19 protein-coding genes are annotated in these 14,550 nt (G+C 63.7%); 9 read left to right on the forward strand and 10 right to left on the reverse strand.

Features of this window, described 5'->3' with window-relative positions; all coding sequences use genetic code 11:
• Positions 1-416 precede the first annotated feature (416 nt).
• Positions 417-593 carry a hypothetical protein gene (locus E5X34_RS22875; RefSeq protein WP_292569211.1) on the reverse strand — a complete coding sequence of 59 codons (177 nt, stop codon included), beginning with the start codon at positions 591-593 and terminating at the stop codon, positions 417-419.
• 48 nt (positions 594-641) lie between these two features.
• A complete protein-coding gene (locus tag E5X34_RS22880; RefSeq protein ID WP_292569214.1) occupies positions 642-1,952 on the reverse strand; it encodes a hemolysin family protein in 1,311 nt (436 codons plus the stop codon).
• A gap of 252 nt (positions 1,953-2,204) precedes the next feature.
• On the opposite strand from E5X34_RS22880, the gene E5X34_RS22885 reads away from it, so the two are divergent.
• Positions 2,205-2,381: a hypothetical protein gene (locus E5X34_RS22885; protein WP_292569217.1), complete on the forward strand. Its 177-nt coding sequence runs from the start codon at positions 2,205-2,207 to the stop codon at positions 2,379-2,381.
• A 33-nt stretch (positions 2,382-2,414) separates the two neighbouring features.
• On the opposite strand, the gene E5X34_RS22890 is transcribed toward E5X34_RS22885, so the two are convergent.
• From E5X34_RS22890 to E5X34_RS22905, 4 genes are all read right to left on the reverse strand, one after another.
• Positions 2,415-3,122 carry an LssY C-terminal domain-containing protein gene (locus tag E5X34_RS22890; RefSeq protein WP_292569220.1) on the reverse strand — a complete coding sequence of 236 codons (708 nt, stop codon included), beginning with the start codon at positions 3,120-3,122 and terminating at the stop codon, positions 2,415-2,417.
• Positions 3,123-3,187: 65 nt separating this feature from the next.
• On the reverse strand, positions 3,188-4,018 hold the full coding sequence (locus E5X34_RS22895; RefSeq protein ID WP_292569223.1) for an extensin family protein: 831 nt from the start codon (positions 4,016-4,018) through the stop codon (positions 3,188-3,190).
• A gap of 135 nt (positions 4,019-4,153) precedes the next feature.
• A complete protein-coding gene (locus E5X34_RS22900) occupies positions 4,154-5,170 on the reverse strand; it encodes an extensin family protein (protein WP_292569226.1) in 1,017 nt (338 codons plus the stop codon).
• A gap of 108 nt (positions 5,171-5,278) precedes the next feature.
• Positions 5,279-5,704, reverse strand: coding sequence for a DUF3775 domain-containing protein (locus E5X34_RS22905; protein ID WP_292569229.1), 426 nt, complete (start codon positions 5,702-5,704; stop codon positions 5,279-5,281).
• Positions 5,705-5,881: 177 nt separating this feature from the next.
• On the opposite strand from E5X34_RS22905, the gene E5X34_RS22910 reads away from it, so the two are divergent.
• Positions 5,882-6,430 (forward strand): tetratricopeptide repeat protein, encoded by a 549-nt coding sequence (locus E5X34_RS22910; protein ID WP_292569232.1) that lies wholly within the window; start codon positions 5,882-5,884, stop codon positions 6,428-6,430.
• Here E5X34_RS22910 and E5X34_RS22915 read toward each other — a convergent pair.
• A complete protein-coding gene (locus tag E5X34_RS22915; protein WP_292569235.1) occupies positions 6,412-6,639 on the reverse strand; it encodes a hypothetical protein in 228 nt (75 codons plus the stop codon). The two genes, E5X34_RS22910 and E5X34_RS22915, sit on opposite strands and share 19 nt — an antisense overlap.
• 52 nt (positions 6,640-6,691) lie before the next feature.
• Here E5X34_RS22915 and greA point away from each other — a divergent pair, with 52 nt between their 5' ends.
• Positions 6,692-7,165 carry a transcription elongation factor GreA gene (greA, locus tag E5X34_RS22920; protein WP_027168132.1) on the forward strand — a complete coding sequence of 158 codons (474 nt, stop codon included), beginning with the start codon at positions 6,692-6,694 and terminating at the stop codon, positions 7,163-7,165.
• 168 nt (positions 7,166-7,333) lie between these two features.
• On the opposite strand, the gene waaC is transcribed toward greA, so the two are convergent.
• From waaC to rfaD, 3 genes are read right to left on the reverse strand one after another with little or no spacing between them, the layout of a single operon-like run.
• Positions 7,334-8,335 carry a lipopolysaccharide heptosyltransferase I gene (waaC, locus tag E5X34_RS22925; protein ID WP_292569238.1) on the reverse strand — a complete coding sequence of 334 codons (1,002 nt, stop codon included), beginning with the start codon at positions 8,333-8,335 and terminating at the stop codon, positions 7,334-7,336.
• Positions 8,332-9,339, reverse strand: a complete 1,008-nt coding sequence (waaF, locus tag E5X34_RS22930) for a lipopolysaccharide heptosyltransferase II (RefSeq protein ID WP_292569242.1) — start codon at positions 9,337-9,339, stop codon at positions 8,332-8,334. The genes waaC and waaF overlap by 4 nt, the downstream gene beginning before the upstream one ends.
• Positions 9,312-10,259 carry an ADP-glyceromanno-heptose 6-epimerase gene (rfaD, locus tag E5X34_RS22935; RefSeq protein ID WP_292569246.1) on the reverse strand — a complete coding sequence of 316 codons (948 nt, stop codon included), beginning with the start codon at positions 10,257-10,259 and terminating at the stop codon, positions 9,312-9,314. Before rfaD ends, waaF begins: the two co-directional genes overlap by 28 nt.
• Before the next feature lie 144 nt (positions 10,260-10,403).
• On the opposite strand from rfaD, the gene E5X34_RS22940 reads away from it, so the two are divergent.
• The 6 genes from E5X34_RS22940 (at position 10,404) to E5X34_RS22965 (ending at position 14,527) form a co-directional block, all read left to right on the forward strand.
• Positions 10,404-10,640: a type II toxin-antitoxin system Phd/YefM family antitoxin gene (locus tag E5X34_RS22940; protein WP_292569249.1), complete on the forward strand. Its 237-nt coding sequence runs from the start codon at positions 10,404-10,406 to the stop codon at positions 10,638-10,640.
• Positions 10,633-11,046 carry a hypothetical protein gene (locus E5X34_RS22945; RefSeq protein WP_292569252.1) on the forward strand — a complete coding sequence of 138 codons (414 nt, stop codon included), beginning with the start codon at positions 10,633-10,635 and terminating at the stop codon, positions 11,044-11,046. Before E5X34_RS22940 ends, E5X34_RS22945 begins: the two co-directional genes overlap by 8 nt.
• 9 nt (positions 11,047-11,055) lie before the next feature.
• The gene (locus tag E5X34_RS22950; protein WP_292569255.1) at positions 11,056-11,688 is read left to right on the forward strand and encodes a LysE family translocator; all 633 of its coding nucleotides are present in this window, start codon (positions 11,056-11,058) and stop codon (positions 11,686-11,688) included.
• A 152-nt stretch (positions 11,689-11,840) separates the two neighbouring features.
• Positions 11,841-13,325, forward strand: a complete 1,485-nt coding sequence (rfaE1, locus tag E5X34_RS22955; protein WP_292569258.1) for a D-glycero-beta-D-manno-heptose-7-phosphate kinase — start codon at positions 11,841-11,843, stop codon at positions 13,323-13,325.
• A gap of 7 nt (positions 13,326-13,332) precedes the next feature.
• Positions 13,333-13,905 carry an SIS domain-containing protein gene (locus tag E5X34_RS22960; RefSeq protein WP_042646200.1) on the forward strand — a complete coding sequence of 191 codons (573 nt, stop codon included), beginning with the start codon at positions 13,333-13,335 and terminating at the stop codon, positions 13,903-13,905.
• The gene (locus E5X34_RS22965; RefSeq protein WP_292569261.1) at positions 13,898-14,527 is read left to right on the forward strand and encodes an HAD family hydrolase; all 630 of its coding nucleotides are present in this window, start codon (positions 13,898-13,900) and stop codon (positions 14,525-14,527) included. Before E5X34_RS22960 ends, E5X34_RS22965 begins: the two co-directional genes overlap by 8 nt.
• The last annotated feature ends 23 nt before the right edge of the window (positions 14,528-14,550 follow it).

A 14,550-nucleotide genomic window follows, 5' to 3' on the forward strand; every position in this document is an offset into this window, starting at 1 on the left:
GCCCGGAATCTGCTGCCCGCCACGCCGGATCGCCCGCACGGCGCACCGACCAAATCGCCGAGAGGTTAACTTGGTGTTTGATTCCTGTCTTGAAGTTGAATTGTCGATTATTGATTTTTTCTTGCCGTTACTTTAAAGCAACATTAGCTTCATTGAATATAAGCAATGTAAATATAAGCTTTGACTTGATTATGCGGATGGGAAACGCGATCGCCAGCGTTAAGGGGCGGGCGGAACCTGGGCGGTCCGGCCCGCTTATCATGGTGACACAGGATTTGCGGACCGGACCTTGCCCCCGCGGCTTGGCTGCCCGGGCAACACGTGGTCAGCTTCGCCCTTGGCGGCTGCCGTTGGCAATCGACAGTCCGTGCGCGCGCCGAGGCCAATCAAACGGAACCGCGATCAAGCTCCGCCACCTATTTCTTCTTCAGCAGCCGCGCTTCCCGAAGAAGCGAACTGGCGTCGATGCCGATCATGTCGACAAGGTCGCGGGCCTGGGAGTCGGTGATCCCGGTCTCCTGCACGAGAAATCGGATGCGGAATTCCTTCTCCGCCTTCAGTCGCGCGTCGCGTTCTTGCTTGTCTTCGGCCATGGATTTTTCCCCATGACCTGAAACCGCAAGTTGACGCTAAGGTTCCGCTCAGCGCGCCACCGGGCGATGCCCGTCGGGCAGGCGGGTGGCGATCAGCTTGTCGATGCGGCGGCCGTCGAGGTCGACCACCTCGAAGCGCCAGCCTTGCGCGTCGACGCACTCGCCGGTCGTCGGCAGATGGTGGAGATGCGACAGCACATAGCCGGCCACGGTCTCGTAGTCGCGGTTCTCCGGCAGGTCGATGCCCAGCACCTCGGCCATCTCGTCGGCCTGCATGTAGCCGGCGAGCAGCCAGGAACCGTCGTCGCGCTTGACGGCATTTTCCTCCTCGCCGGCCTCAAGATCGGAGCGGAACACGCCTGTGATCGCTTCGAGGATGTCGGCCGGCGTGACTATGCCTTCGAAATGGCCGTATTCGTCATGGACCAGCGCCATCGGCACGTCCGATTCCCTGAGCTTCTGCAGCACGTCGAGCGCGTCGGCCTGGTCGTGCACGATGGGGGCGGCGCGTACATGCTGGCGGGGATCCAAGACCCTGCCGGCAAGAAGCGCGGCCAGCACGTCGCGCGTCTGGATGACGCCGACCATGGCGTCGACATTGCCGTCGCCGACTGGCAATCGCGAGTGCTGCGTTTCCATCAAAAGCTTTCGGATCACCGTCTCATCGGATTGCAGGTTGAGCCAGTCGACCTCCGTGCGCGGCGTCATCACGGCGCGCACGGCGCGGTCGCCAAGACGCATGACTCCGGCGATCATGCGGCGCTCGTCGGATTCGATGGTGCCGTGATGCTCGGCCTCGGCGACCAGCATCTTGATCTCCTCGTCGGTGACCTTCTCTTCCGCCTCGCCGGCCTGGCCGAGCAGCCACAGCACGGCGCGGCCGGAGAGGTCGAGCAGGAAGACGAGCGGCGCCGAGACGGTGGCAAGGATGGTCATTGCCGGCGCGGCGCGGACCGCGACGCGTTCCGGGTCCTTGAGCGCGATCTGCTTCGGCACCAACTCGCCGACGATCAACGAGGCATAGGTGATCAGAGCGACGACGATGCCGACACCCACCGGGTCGGCGATGTTTTCGCGAATGCCGGTCGACGCCAGATATTGCGCCAGCCTTTCGCCGAGCGTCGCGCCCGAGAAGGCGCCTGAGAGAACGCCGACGAGCGTGATGCCGATCTGCACCGAGGACAGGAACTTGCCTGGATTCGAGCCTAGCGCCAGCGCGCGGCCGGCGCCCTTGACGTTGCGGTCGATCATCGCCTTGAGGCGGGCGGGCCGCGACGAGACGATGGCAAGCTCCGACATCGACAAAAGGCCGTTCACCAGAATGAGGACGGCCACGACGGCGATTTCAACGTAAAGCATGGGCGGTCAATAGCATTGCTGCAGTGCATTCGAAAATAGCCGGCCGGTATTTTTGGAAGATGACAGCTTTGGCGCGCGCCCTACCGGCTTCCGGACGGTCGTTCGGCAGGACGTGGTAAGCAGGCTGTGCGAGTTTGACATTCGAGCAGGACACCACCACGAAATCTCAAAAGCGGATCATGGAAAATCAATGGGATAGGGCGGAACCAATATCAAATGATATAGTTAGGGTAGCTTGTTGGGGGTTGCCTAATGGCGCTCGAACCAAAACGTGGCCTCGTCCAGAAGCTTCTGGAGGAGACCGGTATTTCCGAGGCGCAGGCGCTGGAACTGATCTCGCTGCTCGGATCGAACTGGTCGTCCCTGGTCAGGGAAGCCAAAGCCATAAGGGACAGCCTGAAGCCGCCGACCGGGCCCCCATCCGCATGACAGTCTGCGCTGCCGTTTGGCTTGGCCGTGCCGTCACTCCCGTGTGCTCAAGACGCCGATCACGGCCATGCCGTCGGTGAAATAGGGATCGCCGCCGCCGTTGCGCCCAGACTTCGTGGCGCCGATTCCCGGTATCTCGCTGGTTGAGGTAAGCAGGCCGGCGGCCTTCAGGTCGCCGATAAGGAAGTCGCGCTCGGCGTCGATGTCGGGGCCAATATGGTGAGTGATGGCGCCCGTGTCGTGGCTGAGGCCGACGCCGCGATCGAAGCTCGCGGCGCCCAGCCAAAGCGGACGGCCATCATCGCCGAACGCATCCGTCAGCCAGAAACGGACATGGTGGCGCCGGTCGGCACTGTCGCCGACCGGTTTCTCGAAGGCCAGGTCCTGGGCGCGGCCCTCGAACAATAGGCGGCTCATCGGCGCATCGGGGTAGGGGCGCGAAAACAGCACACTTTCACCGATATCGATCGCGGTCCTGAGCGTCACGGCATCGGCCGTATCCCAGCCCGCGACCGCGAAGGCGTGGGGCACTTCCTTCTCGGTGCCGACGAGGCCGACATTGATCGGATCGCCGGGAATGCCCTGCGGCGTATGCGTCACCATCTCGAAGGGGCGGGTGCGGAAGCCGCGTTCCCGCCAGGTCCAGAATTCTGGCGCGGCGACATAGGCGAGCGCCAGATAGAAGGCGCAAATAGCCGCAAGCCAGATCGCCGCTCGCCGCCTCAGGCTTCGTTTATCCACCAAACCCGCTCCCATCCTTGCGCGACCATTTTATGCGGTGTTGGCCGTTTTGGGGCAGAGCCGCCTCAGCGGCAGGCGCGGTAGCCGCTTTTGCGGTTCTTGATGTCGAAATGGAAATGGTTGCGGTGGTCGTAATTATAGCCCGGGCCGAGCACCGTGGTGAAATATTCGCAGCCGTCGGCGCGCACATTGTTGAGGAAGCCGCGGGTGCGAAACGCGAACAGTCCGGGCTTGCGCACGTCGATGTCGTCGCCATTGTTGAGCTCTATGCTCATGACGTCGAGGGCGTTGCCCTTGCCGTGCTCGGACAACACGCCTTCGCCGGCTATGTTGCGGCAGGAATAGCTGGAGCCCTGGTGGATCGCCTTGACGCCAGAGAAATAGCGCCAGCGGGCGGCCGGCTGCAGCTCGTTCTTGGTCCAGGCGGCGAAGGTGGCGGCCATGTTGCAGGTCAGTGTCGCGGCCGGCTTCATGGCGACGCTGCCGATCGCCGAGACTTTCACGGGGAAATCGATGCCGCACTGGCCTTCATGGATCGGCTGGACGTCCTGATAGACGACGCCCATCCGCTTCAGCTCGTTGCGGCAGTCGATCTCGCTGGCCGGCATCTGCTCCAGAGGCGACATCGGCTCGTCCATGCGCGGATAGGCGGCCTGGGTCATGTAGGGGTTGGACGGAACGAGCCGCTGCATGCCGGAATATTGCGGCGTGTCGGGCTGCGGCACGGCTGCCGTCTGGCTACCGACATCGACGGCCGGCTGCAGCGCAAAGACATCACCGGTCGTGCAGGCCGATATCGTCGCGATGGCGGCGCCTGCGACCAACCCGACGGCCGCGACGCGCGCACGCTTGTTCCATCGCGCCGCCACCAGCATAGCGCCAAGTCTTCGAGCCATCGAAAGGCGTCCTCGTCCCCGAATGGCACAAGTTTAGTGGGCAAGAGTAAAGGAAGGATCAGCGCCGGCATTCATGCATGAGGCGGAATTGCGGCGTTGTTGTTTGGTCAGAAGCGGCCAAGACTTCCGACTTGCCTATTGGCAGAACGGGCCGCCGTGGCGGCGGGGTTCGAGGTCCAGGTGGAAATGCAGCGCGTGGTCGGGGTCGGCGCCCGGTCCAAGCACCGTCTTGAACGGCCCGCAGGCAGCCTTGCGTACCGCGTCGAGGAACTTCGCATCTTTTTCAGGAGGCGCCGGCCCGACCTCGATCTTGCTTCCGTCCGACAAGGTGAAGCTTGCGATGTCGAGCGCGTTGCCGAAGGCGTGTTCCGACAGTTTGCGGGTGCCGTTGCGCGGGCGGCAGACGAAGGCAGAGGCCTGGTTGACCGACTTCAAATCGGCGCCGAGCTCGGCTTTCGCCGCAGGCTGGACGACATCGGCCATGAAGCGCGCCGCCGCCTCGGCCATCGGGCAGTTGAGCTCGGTGCCCGGGCTGATGCCGATGGACTTGCCTAGTGTCTTCAAAATTATCGGATAGGGGATAGAGCAGCCGATTTGCACATCGTGCTCGGCCTTGTGCTCCTCGAACTCGACGCCCATCGCCTTCAGCCGCTCGCGGCATGCGGTTTCCTCGGCCGGCATCTTGTCGGCCGGCACATCGGCCGAACGGGGATCGGGAAGCATCTTTTCCTCGCCTGGTTGGGCGGGCTTTTCCGGCGGCTGCGGCGCGGTTTCCGGCGGCTCCGGCTCCAGTTCGGCGGGTTTTTCGGTCGGCGTGGGGACAATCTCCGGCATTTGCGGTTCGGGCTCCGCCCGCGCCCCGGATTGAGCGTCCTTCGAACGCGGCGGATGGGCGTCCCATTTCGGATGCGACTTCTCCTGGTTGAGGAAGTCGTCGTTGCTGTCGAGGCGGCTTTTGCCTTGCCCGGACTTGTCGGCGCGGTTTTCCATATCCTGAGGACGCGACCCTGGCGCCGGTATCGTTTGCGGCGTCTCCGGTACTGGAGCGGCGCTCTCGCTGGCCGGCGGCAAATGTCTCTTGTGGCGGTGATGATGCTTGGCGGCCGTGGCCGGCGTTACCAGCAAGGCTGCCGCCGCAAAAGGCAACGCCAATCTGCACAATCCGGAAATGCTCAGCGTTGCCATCGCCCCGAAACGGCAATCGCGTCGCGAAGTTGCCTGCACCGACGGCCTTGCCGATCACAATCGGTTACCGGCGCGTTACGCGCCTATGGCTTCAAGGCCTTCCTCCAGCCAGTCGGCCAGCATCGGCAGGCCGAGCAGGTATTTGGCCGTGCGCTTCCTTGGACGCTCCCTGGCGGCTGCCACCGCGTCAGCCCATTCGGAAGCGTCATAGTCGCCGCGCCCGACCCAGGCGAGCGCGATCAGCTCGGCCGCCTCATCGATGTTGAGATCGTTGATCAGCTCGCGGAATTCTTCCTCGGTGAGGTTTTCCGAGGCCTCCTCGACAAGGCCGTCATGGTGGTGGCTGGCATGGGCATCGCCGTCGAACTCGACCTCGTGCTCGGCGCCATCGTCATAATCCTCGTTGACGCCGGCGCTCAGCGCCTTGGCCTTGAGGATGAACAGGCGCACCGTGTCCGGGTCGATGGAAAGCTCCCATTCTTTCTCGCGGCGCTGCTGCACGGTCCTTCTCCACGTGATGCGCGTGGTCCGATGATAGCGGATTTGCAGCGCGCGTCACGCCCGGAGGCAAGGCTCTCTTTCGAGCCGCGCAAAATAGTTCGCCAGCCGCCCGCATTTCGGGATGAAACCGCACCAGAGCGGCGTTAATCTGCCATTGTCACGCTCACGGAGGCTTCGATGCGCAGACGATTGCTTGTTCAAGTCATGGCTATTGCGGCGCTGCCGCTGTTCGTCGCCCCGGCTTTTGCGGCCGGAGAAGGCGGGGGAAGCGCCGGCGGCAGCGGTGGCCAGACGACCACTACCTGCAAGAAGGGCGAGGTCTGGGACAAGAAGAAGAACAAATGCGTGAAGCCGCAATATGGCATGCTGGATGACGACAGCATCTACGAGGCCGGCCACGATCTGGCGATGGCCGGGCGCTATGACGAGGCGATCTCGGTGCTGACGCTCGCCGCCAACAAGCAGGATCCGCGCATCCTCAACTATCTCGGCTATTCGCACCGCCATTCGGGCCGCGTCACCGTCGGCCTCGGCTATTACGAGGAAGCGCTGCGCATCGACCCGAACTACACGCTTGTGCGCGAGTATCTCGGCGAAGCGCATCTGCAGATCGGCGATCTCGCCGGCGCTCAGGAACAGCTCAAGGAAATCGAAAAGCGGACCGGCACGGGCTCGCGCGAATACGGCATGCTGTCCGAACAGATCGATCATTTCCTGCGGAGCTGAACAGGCTGCAAGCGCTTCGGGCCGGCTGCGAGCAATCGTAGCCGGCTTTTTGTTGTTCGCCGCCAGCCGGCATCCGCGAAAGCGGTGATCATTTTGCCGAACTTCATTTTTGGCGTGAAAATCGCGCCAAGATCGCTATATTCAGGGAAATTGTGGTGAAACGGTTCCGTTAGCCCGAGGCTGCCGGACCGTTTTCTTTTTGTACCCATTTGACAAGGCTGCTCCCGACAAGCGGGGGTGGCGGCAGGAAAGGTCAGGCATATGATCAAGGTCCCGATGACAGGCGAGGGGTTCGCGTCATTGAAGGAAGAACTGCGTTGGCGCCAGCAAGAGGAGCGTCCGCGTATCATCGAGGCGATCTCCGAAGCGCGCTCGCATGGCGACCTGTCCGAAAATGCCGAATATCATGCGGCCAAGGAGTCGCAGAGCCACAATGAAGGCCGCATCAACGAGCTCGAGGATCTGATCGCGCGCGCCGAGGTCATCGACGTCTCCAAGCTTTCCGGCGACAAGGTGAAGTTCGGCGCGACCGTCGTGCTCGTCGACGAGGACACCGAGGAAAAGAAGACCTACCAGATCGTCGGCGACCAGGAAGCCGACGTGAAGTCCGGCCGCATCTCGATCTCCTCGCCGATCGCGCGAGCGCTCATCGGCAAGGAAGTCGGTGACGCCATCGAGGTCAACGCCCCTGGCGGCGCCCGGGGGTATGAGATCGTCCAGGTGCAGTTCATTTAGCTCCAATCTCCCCCCTTGTGGGGGAGAAAGCGATTTCAACATCTTAGCCGAAGGCTAAGTGTTAGAAATCGCAAGAGAGGGGACAAGCGCTGTGCGACGAGGGCCGGGCGCCCGACGAAATCCCCTCTCTTGGATTTTCTACGACTTAGCCTTCGCGAAGTGCTCCGGCTAAGACCGTGAAAATCCATTCTCCCCCACAAGGGGGGAGACAGCGCGCCGCGCCAGTAGCCGTTCCGCCTCGGCCACCACCTCAGCCGGCGTGATCTTGCCGCCGGGCGGCGCAAGCAAGGTCGATGCAAACTTTCCCCGCGGGCCGGTGAGACCGGGCTCGGTCGCCAGGAAGATGGCGACTGTCGGCAGGCCGAAGGCGCTGGCGAGATGCGTCAGGCCGGTGTCGGCGCCGATGACCAGCGCCGAGCGGCCGAGGATCGCGGCGACGTCCGCGAGCGGCGATTTCGCAACCAGCACTGTCCTTGGCACGGCTCCGGCAATGGCTTCCGCCACCTTCTTTTCCGCCTCATTCGACCATGTGACCACCGGCGTGAATTGCCGGTCGGCCAGCTCGCGCGCGGTTCCGATCCAGTCCTCGGCCGGCCATTTCTTGTCCTCGCGGCTGGTGCCGTGGAGCAGGAAAGCGGTTTTGCCTTCAACACCGAGTAGCGCGCCCGCTGGCGGCACGATGCCGGAGTCGAGCGCCGACAGGTCAGGCTCGTAGCCCAGCGCCAGGCCGAACAGCCGCCTGGTGCGCTCGATGGCATGCAGATCGCGCGGCACGGCGTATTTGCGCTGATAGAACAGCGTCGCCGAAGGCTCACGGACGCTGGCGCGATCGAAGCCGGCAATCGGCGCTCCGGCCTGGATGGCGACCAGGGCCGACTTCAGCAAGCCTTGGGCGTCAATGACGAGGTCGTAGCGGGAGGCACGGAGCGCTCGGCGCAGCCCGGCCATCTCACGCCATGTTCCGCCGTCGAAAAGCCTCTTGCGCCAGCGCCGGACCGCCACCTTGTGGATCATTCCAATCGCCGGATGCAAGGCCACGATGCCGGCAAACGGCTCCTCCACGCACCAGTCGAAGCTTATATCGGGGCGGTTGCGCACCGCGTCCTCTACGGCCGGAAACGTGTGGATGACATCGCCCATCGACGATGTCTTGACGATCAGCACTTTCATGCGGCCGCCGGAACCTTGAGCAGGCGGTCGGCCGCGGCGGTGACCCGAGCGATATCGAGCGTCTTCAGGCAGTTGAGGTGCCCAAGCGGACAGACCTTCCTATGGCAGGGCGAGCAGGACAGATGCAGCCAGATCAGCTCGGAGCGCTCGCTGAGCGGCGGCGTGTTTTCCGGCGAGGTCGAACCGTAGACGGCGACGATCGGCGTGCCGACGGCGGCCGCGACATGCATCAGGCCGCTGTCGTTCGAGACCGCAAGCTTCGCCGCGGCGATCAGGTCGATGGCGTCCTCGAGGCGGGTCTTGCCGGCCAGGTCGATGGCGCCCGGCGCAAGTGCTGCGATCTCGCCGGTCACGTCGGCATCGTTCTTCGAGCCGAGCAGCGCGACGCCCAGACCCCTGGCCATCATGTCCCGGGCAAGCCCGGCATAGTGATCGCTCGGCCAGCGTTTTGCCGGGCCGAACTCGGCGCCTGGCATGAGAGCCACGAATTTTCTTCCCGTCAGCCCGAACCGCGCCAGCAGATCGGCCTGGTTGGCCTTGTCGACGGTGAGCCTCGGCGCGCGAAACGTGCCGCCGCGCGCGAGGCCGAAATAGGCGCGCGCCGTGCGCCGCTTCAGCGCCTCGGGCAGCGGCACAATGTCGGTGAGCAGGCCATAGCGCATCTCGCGCAGATTGCCGACGCGGTGCGGAATGCGGGCAAAGAACGGGATCAGCGCCGATTTCCAACTCCCTGGCAGCACATACGCCATGTCGTAGCGGCCGCGCAGCAGGCGGCCGAAGCGCCTGCGGCTGCGGAATTCGAGCGCGCCCGGCATCAGCGGGAAGTCGATCTGGCTGCGTATCTCAGGCATGCGCCTGACCAAGGGTGCAGCCCAGGCCGGCGCCAGCACGTCGATCGCCGCGTTCGGATGTTTTTCCTTCAGCGCCGCAAACAGGCACTGCGCCATGACCATGTCGCCCACCCAGCGTGGGCCGATCACGAGGATCGTTGGGCCTTCAGCCATTCGACATAGTCCCTGACGCCGGTTTCGACTGTGCGGAATTGGCCATTGTAGCCGGCCGCGCGCAAGCGGGACATATCAGCCTGCGTGAAACTCTGGTAGCTGCCCTTGAGATGGTCGGGGAAGGGGATGAACTCAATCTCGCCCTTGCCCAGCGTGTCGATCACCGTCTCGGCGATGGCCCGGAACGGCTGGGCGCAACCGGTGCCGCAGTTGAAGATGCCGCTCTGGCCCTTTTTCCAAAGCCAGAGATTGACGTCGGCGACATCGCCGACATGGATGAAGTCGCGGCTCTGCTCGCCCGGGCCGAAGTCGCCATAGGCGCCGAAGAGTTTCGGATTTTCGCCACGCTCGACCTGGTTGAACAGATGGAAGGCGACGGACGCCATGGCGCCCTTGTGCGCCTCGCGCGGTCCGTAGACGTTGAAATAGCGCAGGCCCGTCACCTGCGAATGGTCGGTGTCGACATTGCGGCGGACGTAGTCGTCGAACAGCTTCTTCGAATAGGCATAGACGTTGAGCGGGCGCTCGAACTCGGGTTCCTCGCGGAACTCGCTGTCGCCGCCATAGACGGATGCGGAGGAGGCATAGAGGAAGGGCACGCGCAGGTCGAGGCAGGCATGCAGCAGCCGCTTCGAATAGGTGTAGTTCACCTCCATCATGAACTTGCCGTTCCACTCGGTGGTGGTCGAGCAGGCGCCCTGGTGGAAGACGGCCTCGATGCGGCCGAGCGCGCCATTCTCGAGCTGGGCGAGAAAATCGTCCTTGTCGAGATAGTCGGCGATCTTGAGATCGGCGAGGTTGGCGATCTTGTGGCCGTCGGTGAGATCGTCGACCACGACGATGTCGTCATGCCCCTCGGCATTGAGAGCAGCGACGATGTTGGAGCCGATCATGCCGGCGCCGCCCGTGACGATGATCATGAAGGCCTCTGTCTGTTTGCGATCCGGGCTCTTATAGGGGAGGCTGGTGTGAGTGTCGATAAAACTGGTGCCGTCCCGTATTGAGGGTCGCCAATCTTGTCTATTTCGTCTGTTTTGTCTATTATATCCAAAACGGAGCGTGCCATGAAGCAGTACCCGTCGACTGATTTGAAACAGAATCTCGGTGATGTTCTTGCGGCTGCCAGCCAGCAGCCTGTCTCCATCACCCGTCACAACAAGCCGAGATACGTCCTCATGAGCATCGAGGCCTATGAGGCTCGCTTCGTCAACGACAGTCGCCGTGCCTACGCCGCCAAGGACGCCCCGTCAGAGCATGTCGATATGCTCGAGGAGTACGCTGCCGAGTTGGATCGTGATTAAGCCGGTTGCCGCCGACATCTGGCGATATCCATATCTGTGGTATCGCCAGCATGGAGACGGCGAGACCGAAGGCCGCAAGAGACGGCCCGTCGCCTTCGTGGCCGTTCTTCCCGGGAAAGCCGGGGGGACCAACCTTTTCATCCTCGCAATCACCTCCACGCAGCCGGGGCGCGATCGTATCGCCGTTGCCATTCCGGAAATTGAACGCCGCCGCGCCAGCCTTGACCCCATCCCTCTTTGGGTCATAATCGATGAGTACAACCACGATATCCTGGAATCGTCGGCTTACTTCGAACCGGGCGCGCGCATAGGCGCGTTCAGTCCATCATTCCACAAGAAAGTCATGGGTGCTTTCATTGCGGTTGTCCGCAAAGGCCAATCCAAAGCCATCCCCCGTGCGGACTAATGACCAAAAATGCCGCCGACCGAACTGCTGATCGCCTTCTTCGCCACCACCGCGATCTTCGCCTACATCCCCGGACCCGCCATGCTTTACGCCGCGGCGCAGACGATGGCGCGGGGCCGCTGGTCGGGGCTGACGGCGGCTCTTGGCATTCATCTCGGCGGCTATGTGCATGTCTTCGCGGCCGCCGCGGGACTGTCCGTCCTGTTCCACGCCGTGCCGCCGCTCTATCTGGCGGTCAAGCTCGGCGGCGCGCTCTACCTGATCTGGCTCGGCGTCTCAATGTTCCGCAAACGGACGGACGGCGATACGGATTTGCCGGCCATCGAGCGGAAATCGGCCCGGCGCGCCTTTTTCGAAAGCATCACAGTCGAGGTGCTCAATCCGAAGACGGCGATCTTCTTCATGGCGTTTCTGCCGCAATTCATCAATGCCTCGGCGGTGTTCCCGGTCTGGCTGCAGTTCGTCGTGCTTGGAACCATCGTCAATCTGATGTTTTCCTCCGCCGATATTGTTTGCGTATTCCTCGCCGGCGCGATGATCGCCCGGCTGCGGCGCTCGGGCCGCGCACATCGGCTGATGCAGCGCGCAGGCGGCGCCGTGCTGGTCGGCCTCGGCGTCCACGTGGCCCTGCAGAGAAGCTGATTGCACAGCTGGTTCCGGCCGCAGCCAATCGGGGCCTGCCGTTGCGCTCGCCCCAATTGCGGTATATCCGCATCGCGTTGAGCCAGGTGCGCCACAATTCCGGCGCTGAAACCTAATCAAGTCCTGCCTTTTTCAGGCATATGTCGAGCGAGATGATCAAGCACAATCCGCCCTCTCCGGAACCTTTGCATCGCACCATCGCCCGGTTCGGCGAGGTCACCGTGCTGGTGGTCGGCGATTTCATTCTCGACCGTTTCGTCAGCGGCGTGATCGAGCGCATCTCGCCGGAAGCCCCTATCCCCGTGCTGCATGGACGGGGCGAAACGCTGAACATGGGCGGCGCCGGCAATGTCGTCTCCAACATCGTTTCGCTGGGCGGGGCCGCGATACCCGTGTCGGTGATCGGCGCCGACCAGGCCGGCAACAATCTGATGCGCATGCTCAGCGAGATCGGCGTCGACACGGACGGGCTTCTGCAGCGCCAGACCCGCATGACCTCGTCGAAAAGCCGCTTCAGCGCGCTGAACCAGCAGGTGCTGCGCTTCGACGAGGAAGAGATCAAGCCGCTCAGCTCCGCCGAGCGGGCGAAGCTCATCGATCATTTCCAGGCCGCGCTTGGCCGCGCCGACATCGTGATCCTTTCCGATTACGGCAAGGGCATCCTGCTCGACGGCGTCGCCGGCGAGCTGATCGCGATCTGCCGCGACGCCGGCAAGCCGGTGCTGGTCGACCCGAAGGGACGCGACTATGCACGCTATACCGGTGCGACGGCGGTGACGCCGAACCGCAAGGAGCTTGGCGAGGCGGTCGGGCGCAAGGTGTTCGGCGATGACGAGATCGTGGCCGCCGCGCGCGACCTGATCGCCGAGCATGACTTCGAGTTCATCGTCGCCACGCGCAGCGAGAAGGGCATGAGCGTGGTCTCCGCCGAGGATGCCCGCCACATCTCCACCCAGGCCCGCGAAGTGTTCGACGTTTCCGGTGCCGGCGACACGGTCATCGCGAGCTTCGCGCTTTCGCTTGCCGCCGGCGCCGACCGGGTGCATGCCGCCGTCATCGCCAATGCGGCCGGCGGCGTCGTGGTGGGAAAACGCGGCACCGCTCGGCTGAATGTCGAGGAACTGTCCGGCGCGCTGTTCCGCTCGCATGGGCCGACGGCTCATACCGATGCCATTCTTGACGCCAATGCGGCGGCCAGGATGGTCGCTGCCTGGAAGGAAGAGGGCCTCACGGTCGGCTTCACCAATGGCTGTTTCGACATCCTGCATGCCGGCCATGTCAGCCTGCTGCATGCCGCCCGCAGCCAGTGCGACCGGCTGGTGCTCGGCCTCAACAGCGACGACTCGGTGCGCCGGCTGAAAGGGCCGGGGCGCCCGGTCAACAACCAGCATGACCGCGCCTGTGTGCTGGCAGCACTTGCCTCGGTCGACGCCGTCGTCGTCTTCGAGGAAGACACGCCGCTCAAGCTGATCGAGGCGCTGCTGCCCGACATTCTGGTCAAGGGCGCGGATTACACGATCGAGACCGTGGTCGGCGCCGATGTGGTGCAGAAGGCAGGCGGACGCGTGGTGCTGGTCGATCTCGTCGCCGGCAAGAGCACGACGAACACGATCGGCAAGCTGCGTGCCGCAAACTGAGGGTCTCATGTCCGATTTGAACGACTATCTGGTCCGCTCCGCGGCGGCGATCTCGGCGATGGTCGAGCGTGACCTGACCGGTGAGATGGAGCGCGCGGTGAGCACGGTCGTGACCGCGCTTTCGCAAGGCAAGGCGCTGCTAATCTGCGGCAATGGCGGCTCGGCCAGCGATGCCATCCACATCGCCGGCGAGCTGGTCGGCCGCTTCCTGAAGGAGCGCAAGGCCTACAACGTCATCGCGCTGCCGGCCAACGCCGCGGTGCTGACCGCCTGGGGCAACGATTACGGCTTCGACACGGTGTTTTCGCGCCAGGTCGAGGCGCATGGATCGGAAGGCGCCGTGCTGCTTGCGATTTCCACCAGCGGCAATTCGCCGAGCATCCTTGCCGCCGCCGAGCAGGCGCGCATGATGGGCATGACGGTGATCAGCCTTACCGGCGATACCGGCGGCAAGCTCGCGCCGCTGACCGACATCCTGCTCAACGTACCGTCGACCTCGACGCCGATCATCCAGCAGGGGCATCTGTGCCTCTACCACCATCTGTGCGAGGCGGTCGAAGCGCGTCTCAGCAATGGCTGAGAGCGAAGGCTTTCCGCTGGCCGGGCCGGGCCTTTGGGTCGAGCGGGTTGGTGACCGGAGCTTTCCGGCGGGCCGGCCGGCGCTGTTCCTCGATCGCGACGGCACGATAAATGTCGATACCGGTTATCCGAGCGATCCGGCGGCCATGGCGCTGCGCGATGGCATCGCGCCGGTCATCGCGGCCGCGAATGAGCAGGGCATTCCGGCCGTGGTCGTCACCAACCAGTCCGGCATCGCGCGCGGCTATTTCGGCTGGGACGCGTTCGCCCGGGTCAACGGGCGCGTGCTCGACCTGCTGGCTGAACAGAACGCGTTTGTCGACATGGTGCTGGCTTGCGCCTACCACGAGGCCGGCACCGGTCTACTGGCGATGGCCGATCATCCGATGCGCAAGCCCAATCCAGGCATGCTGCTGGAGGCGGGCCGGCAGCTCGGCCTGGACTTGAAACGATCACTGATCGTCGGCGACAAGCTGGCGGATATGGAAGCCGGCCAGCGCGCCGGCCTCACGCGTGGCTGGCTTGTCGACGGCGAAGGCTCGACGATGGGCGGGCTTTCGGTGTTGCCGTTGCGCGACGCAACGGACCTTGGTGGACTGCTCACTGCGATACGATCGCTTTGATCGCAGGTTGATTCAAGTCCTGA

This window comes from Mesorhizobium sp. (assembly GCF_004963255.1).
Taxonomy (GTDB): domain Bacteria; phylum Pseudomonadota; class Alphaproteobacteria; order Rhizobiales; family Rhizobiaceae; genus Mesorhizobium.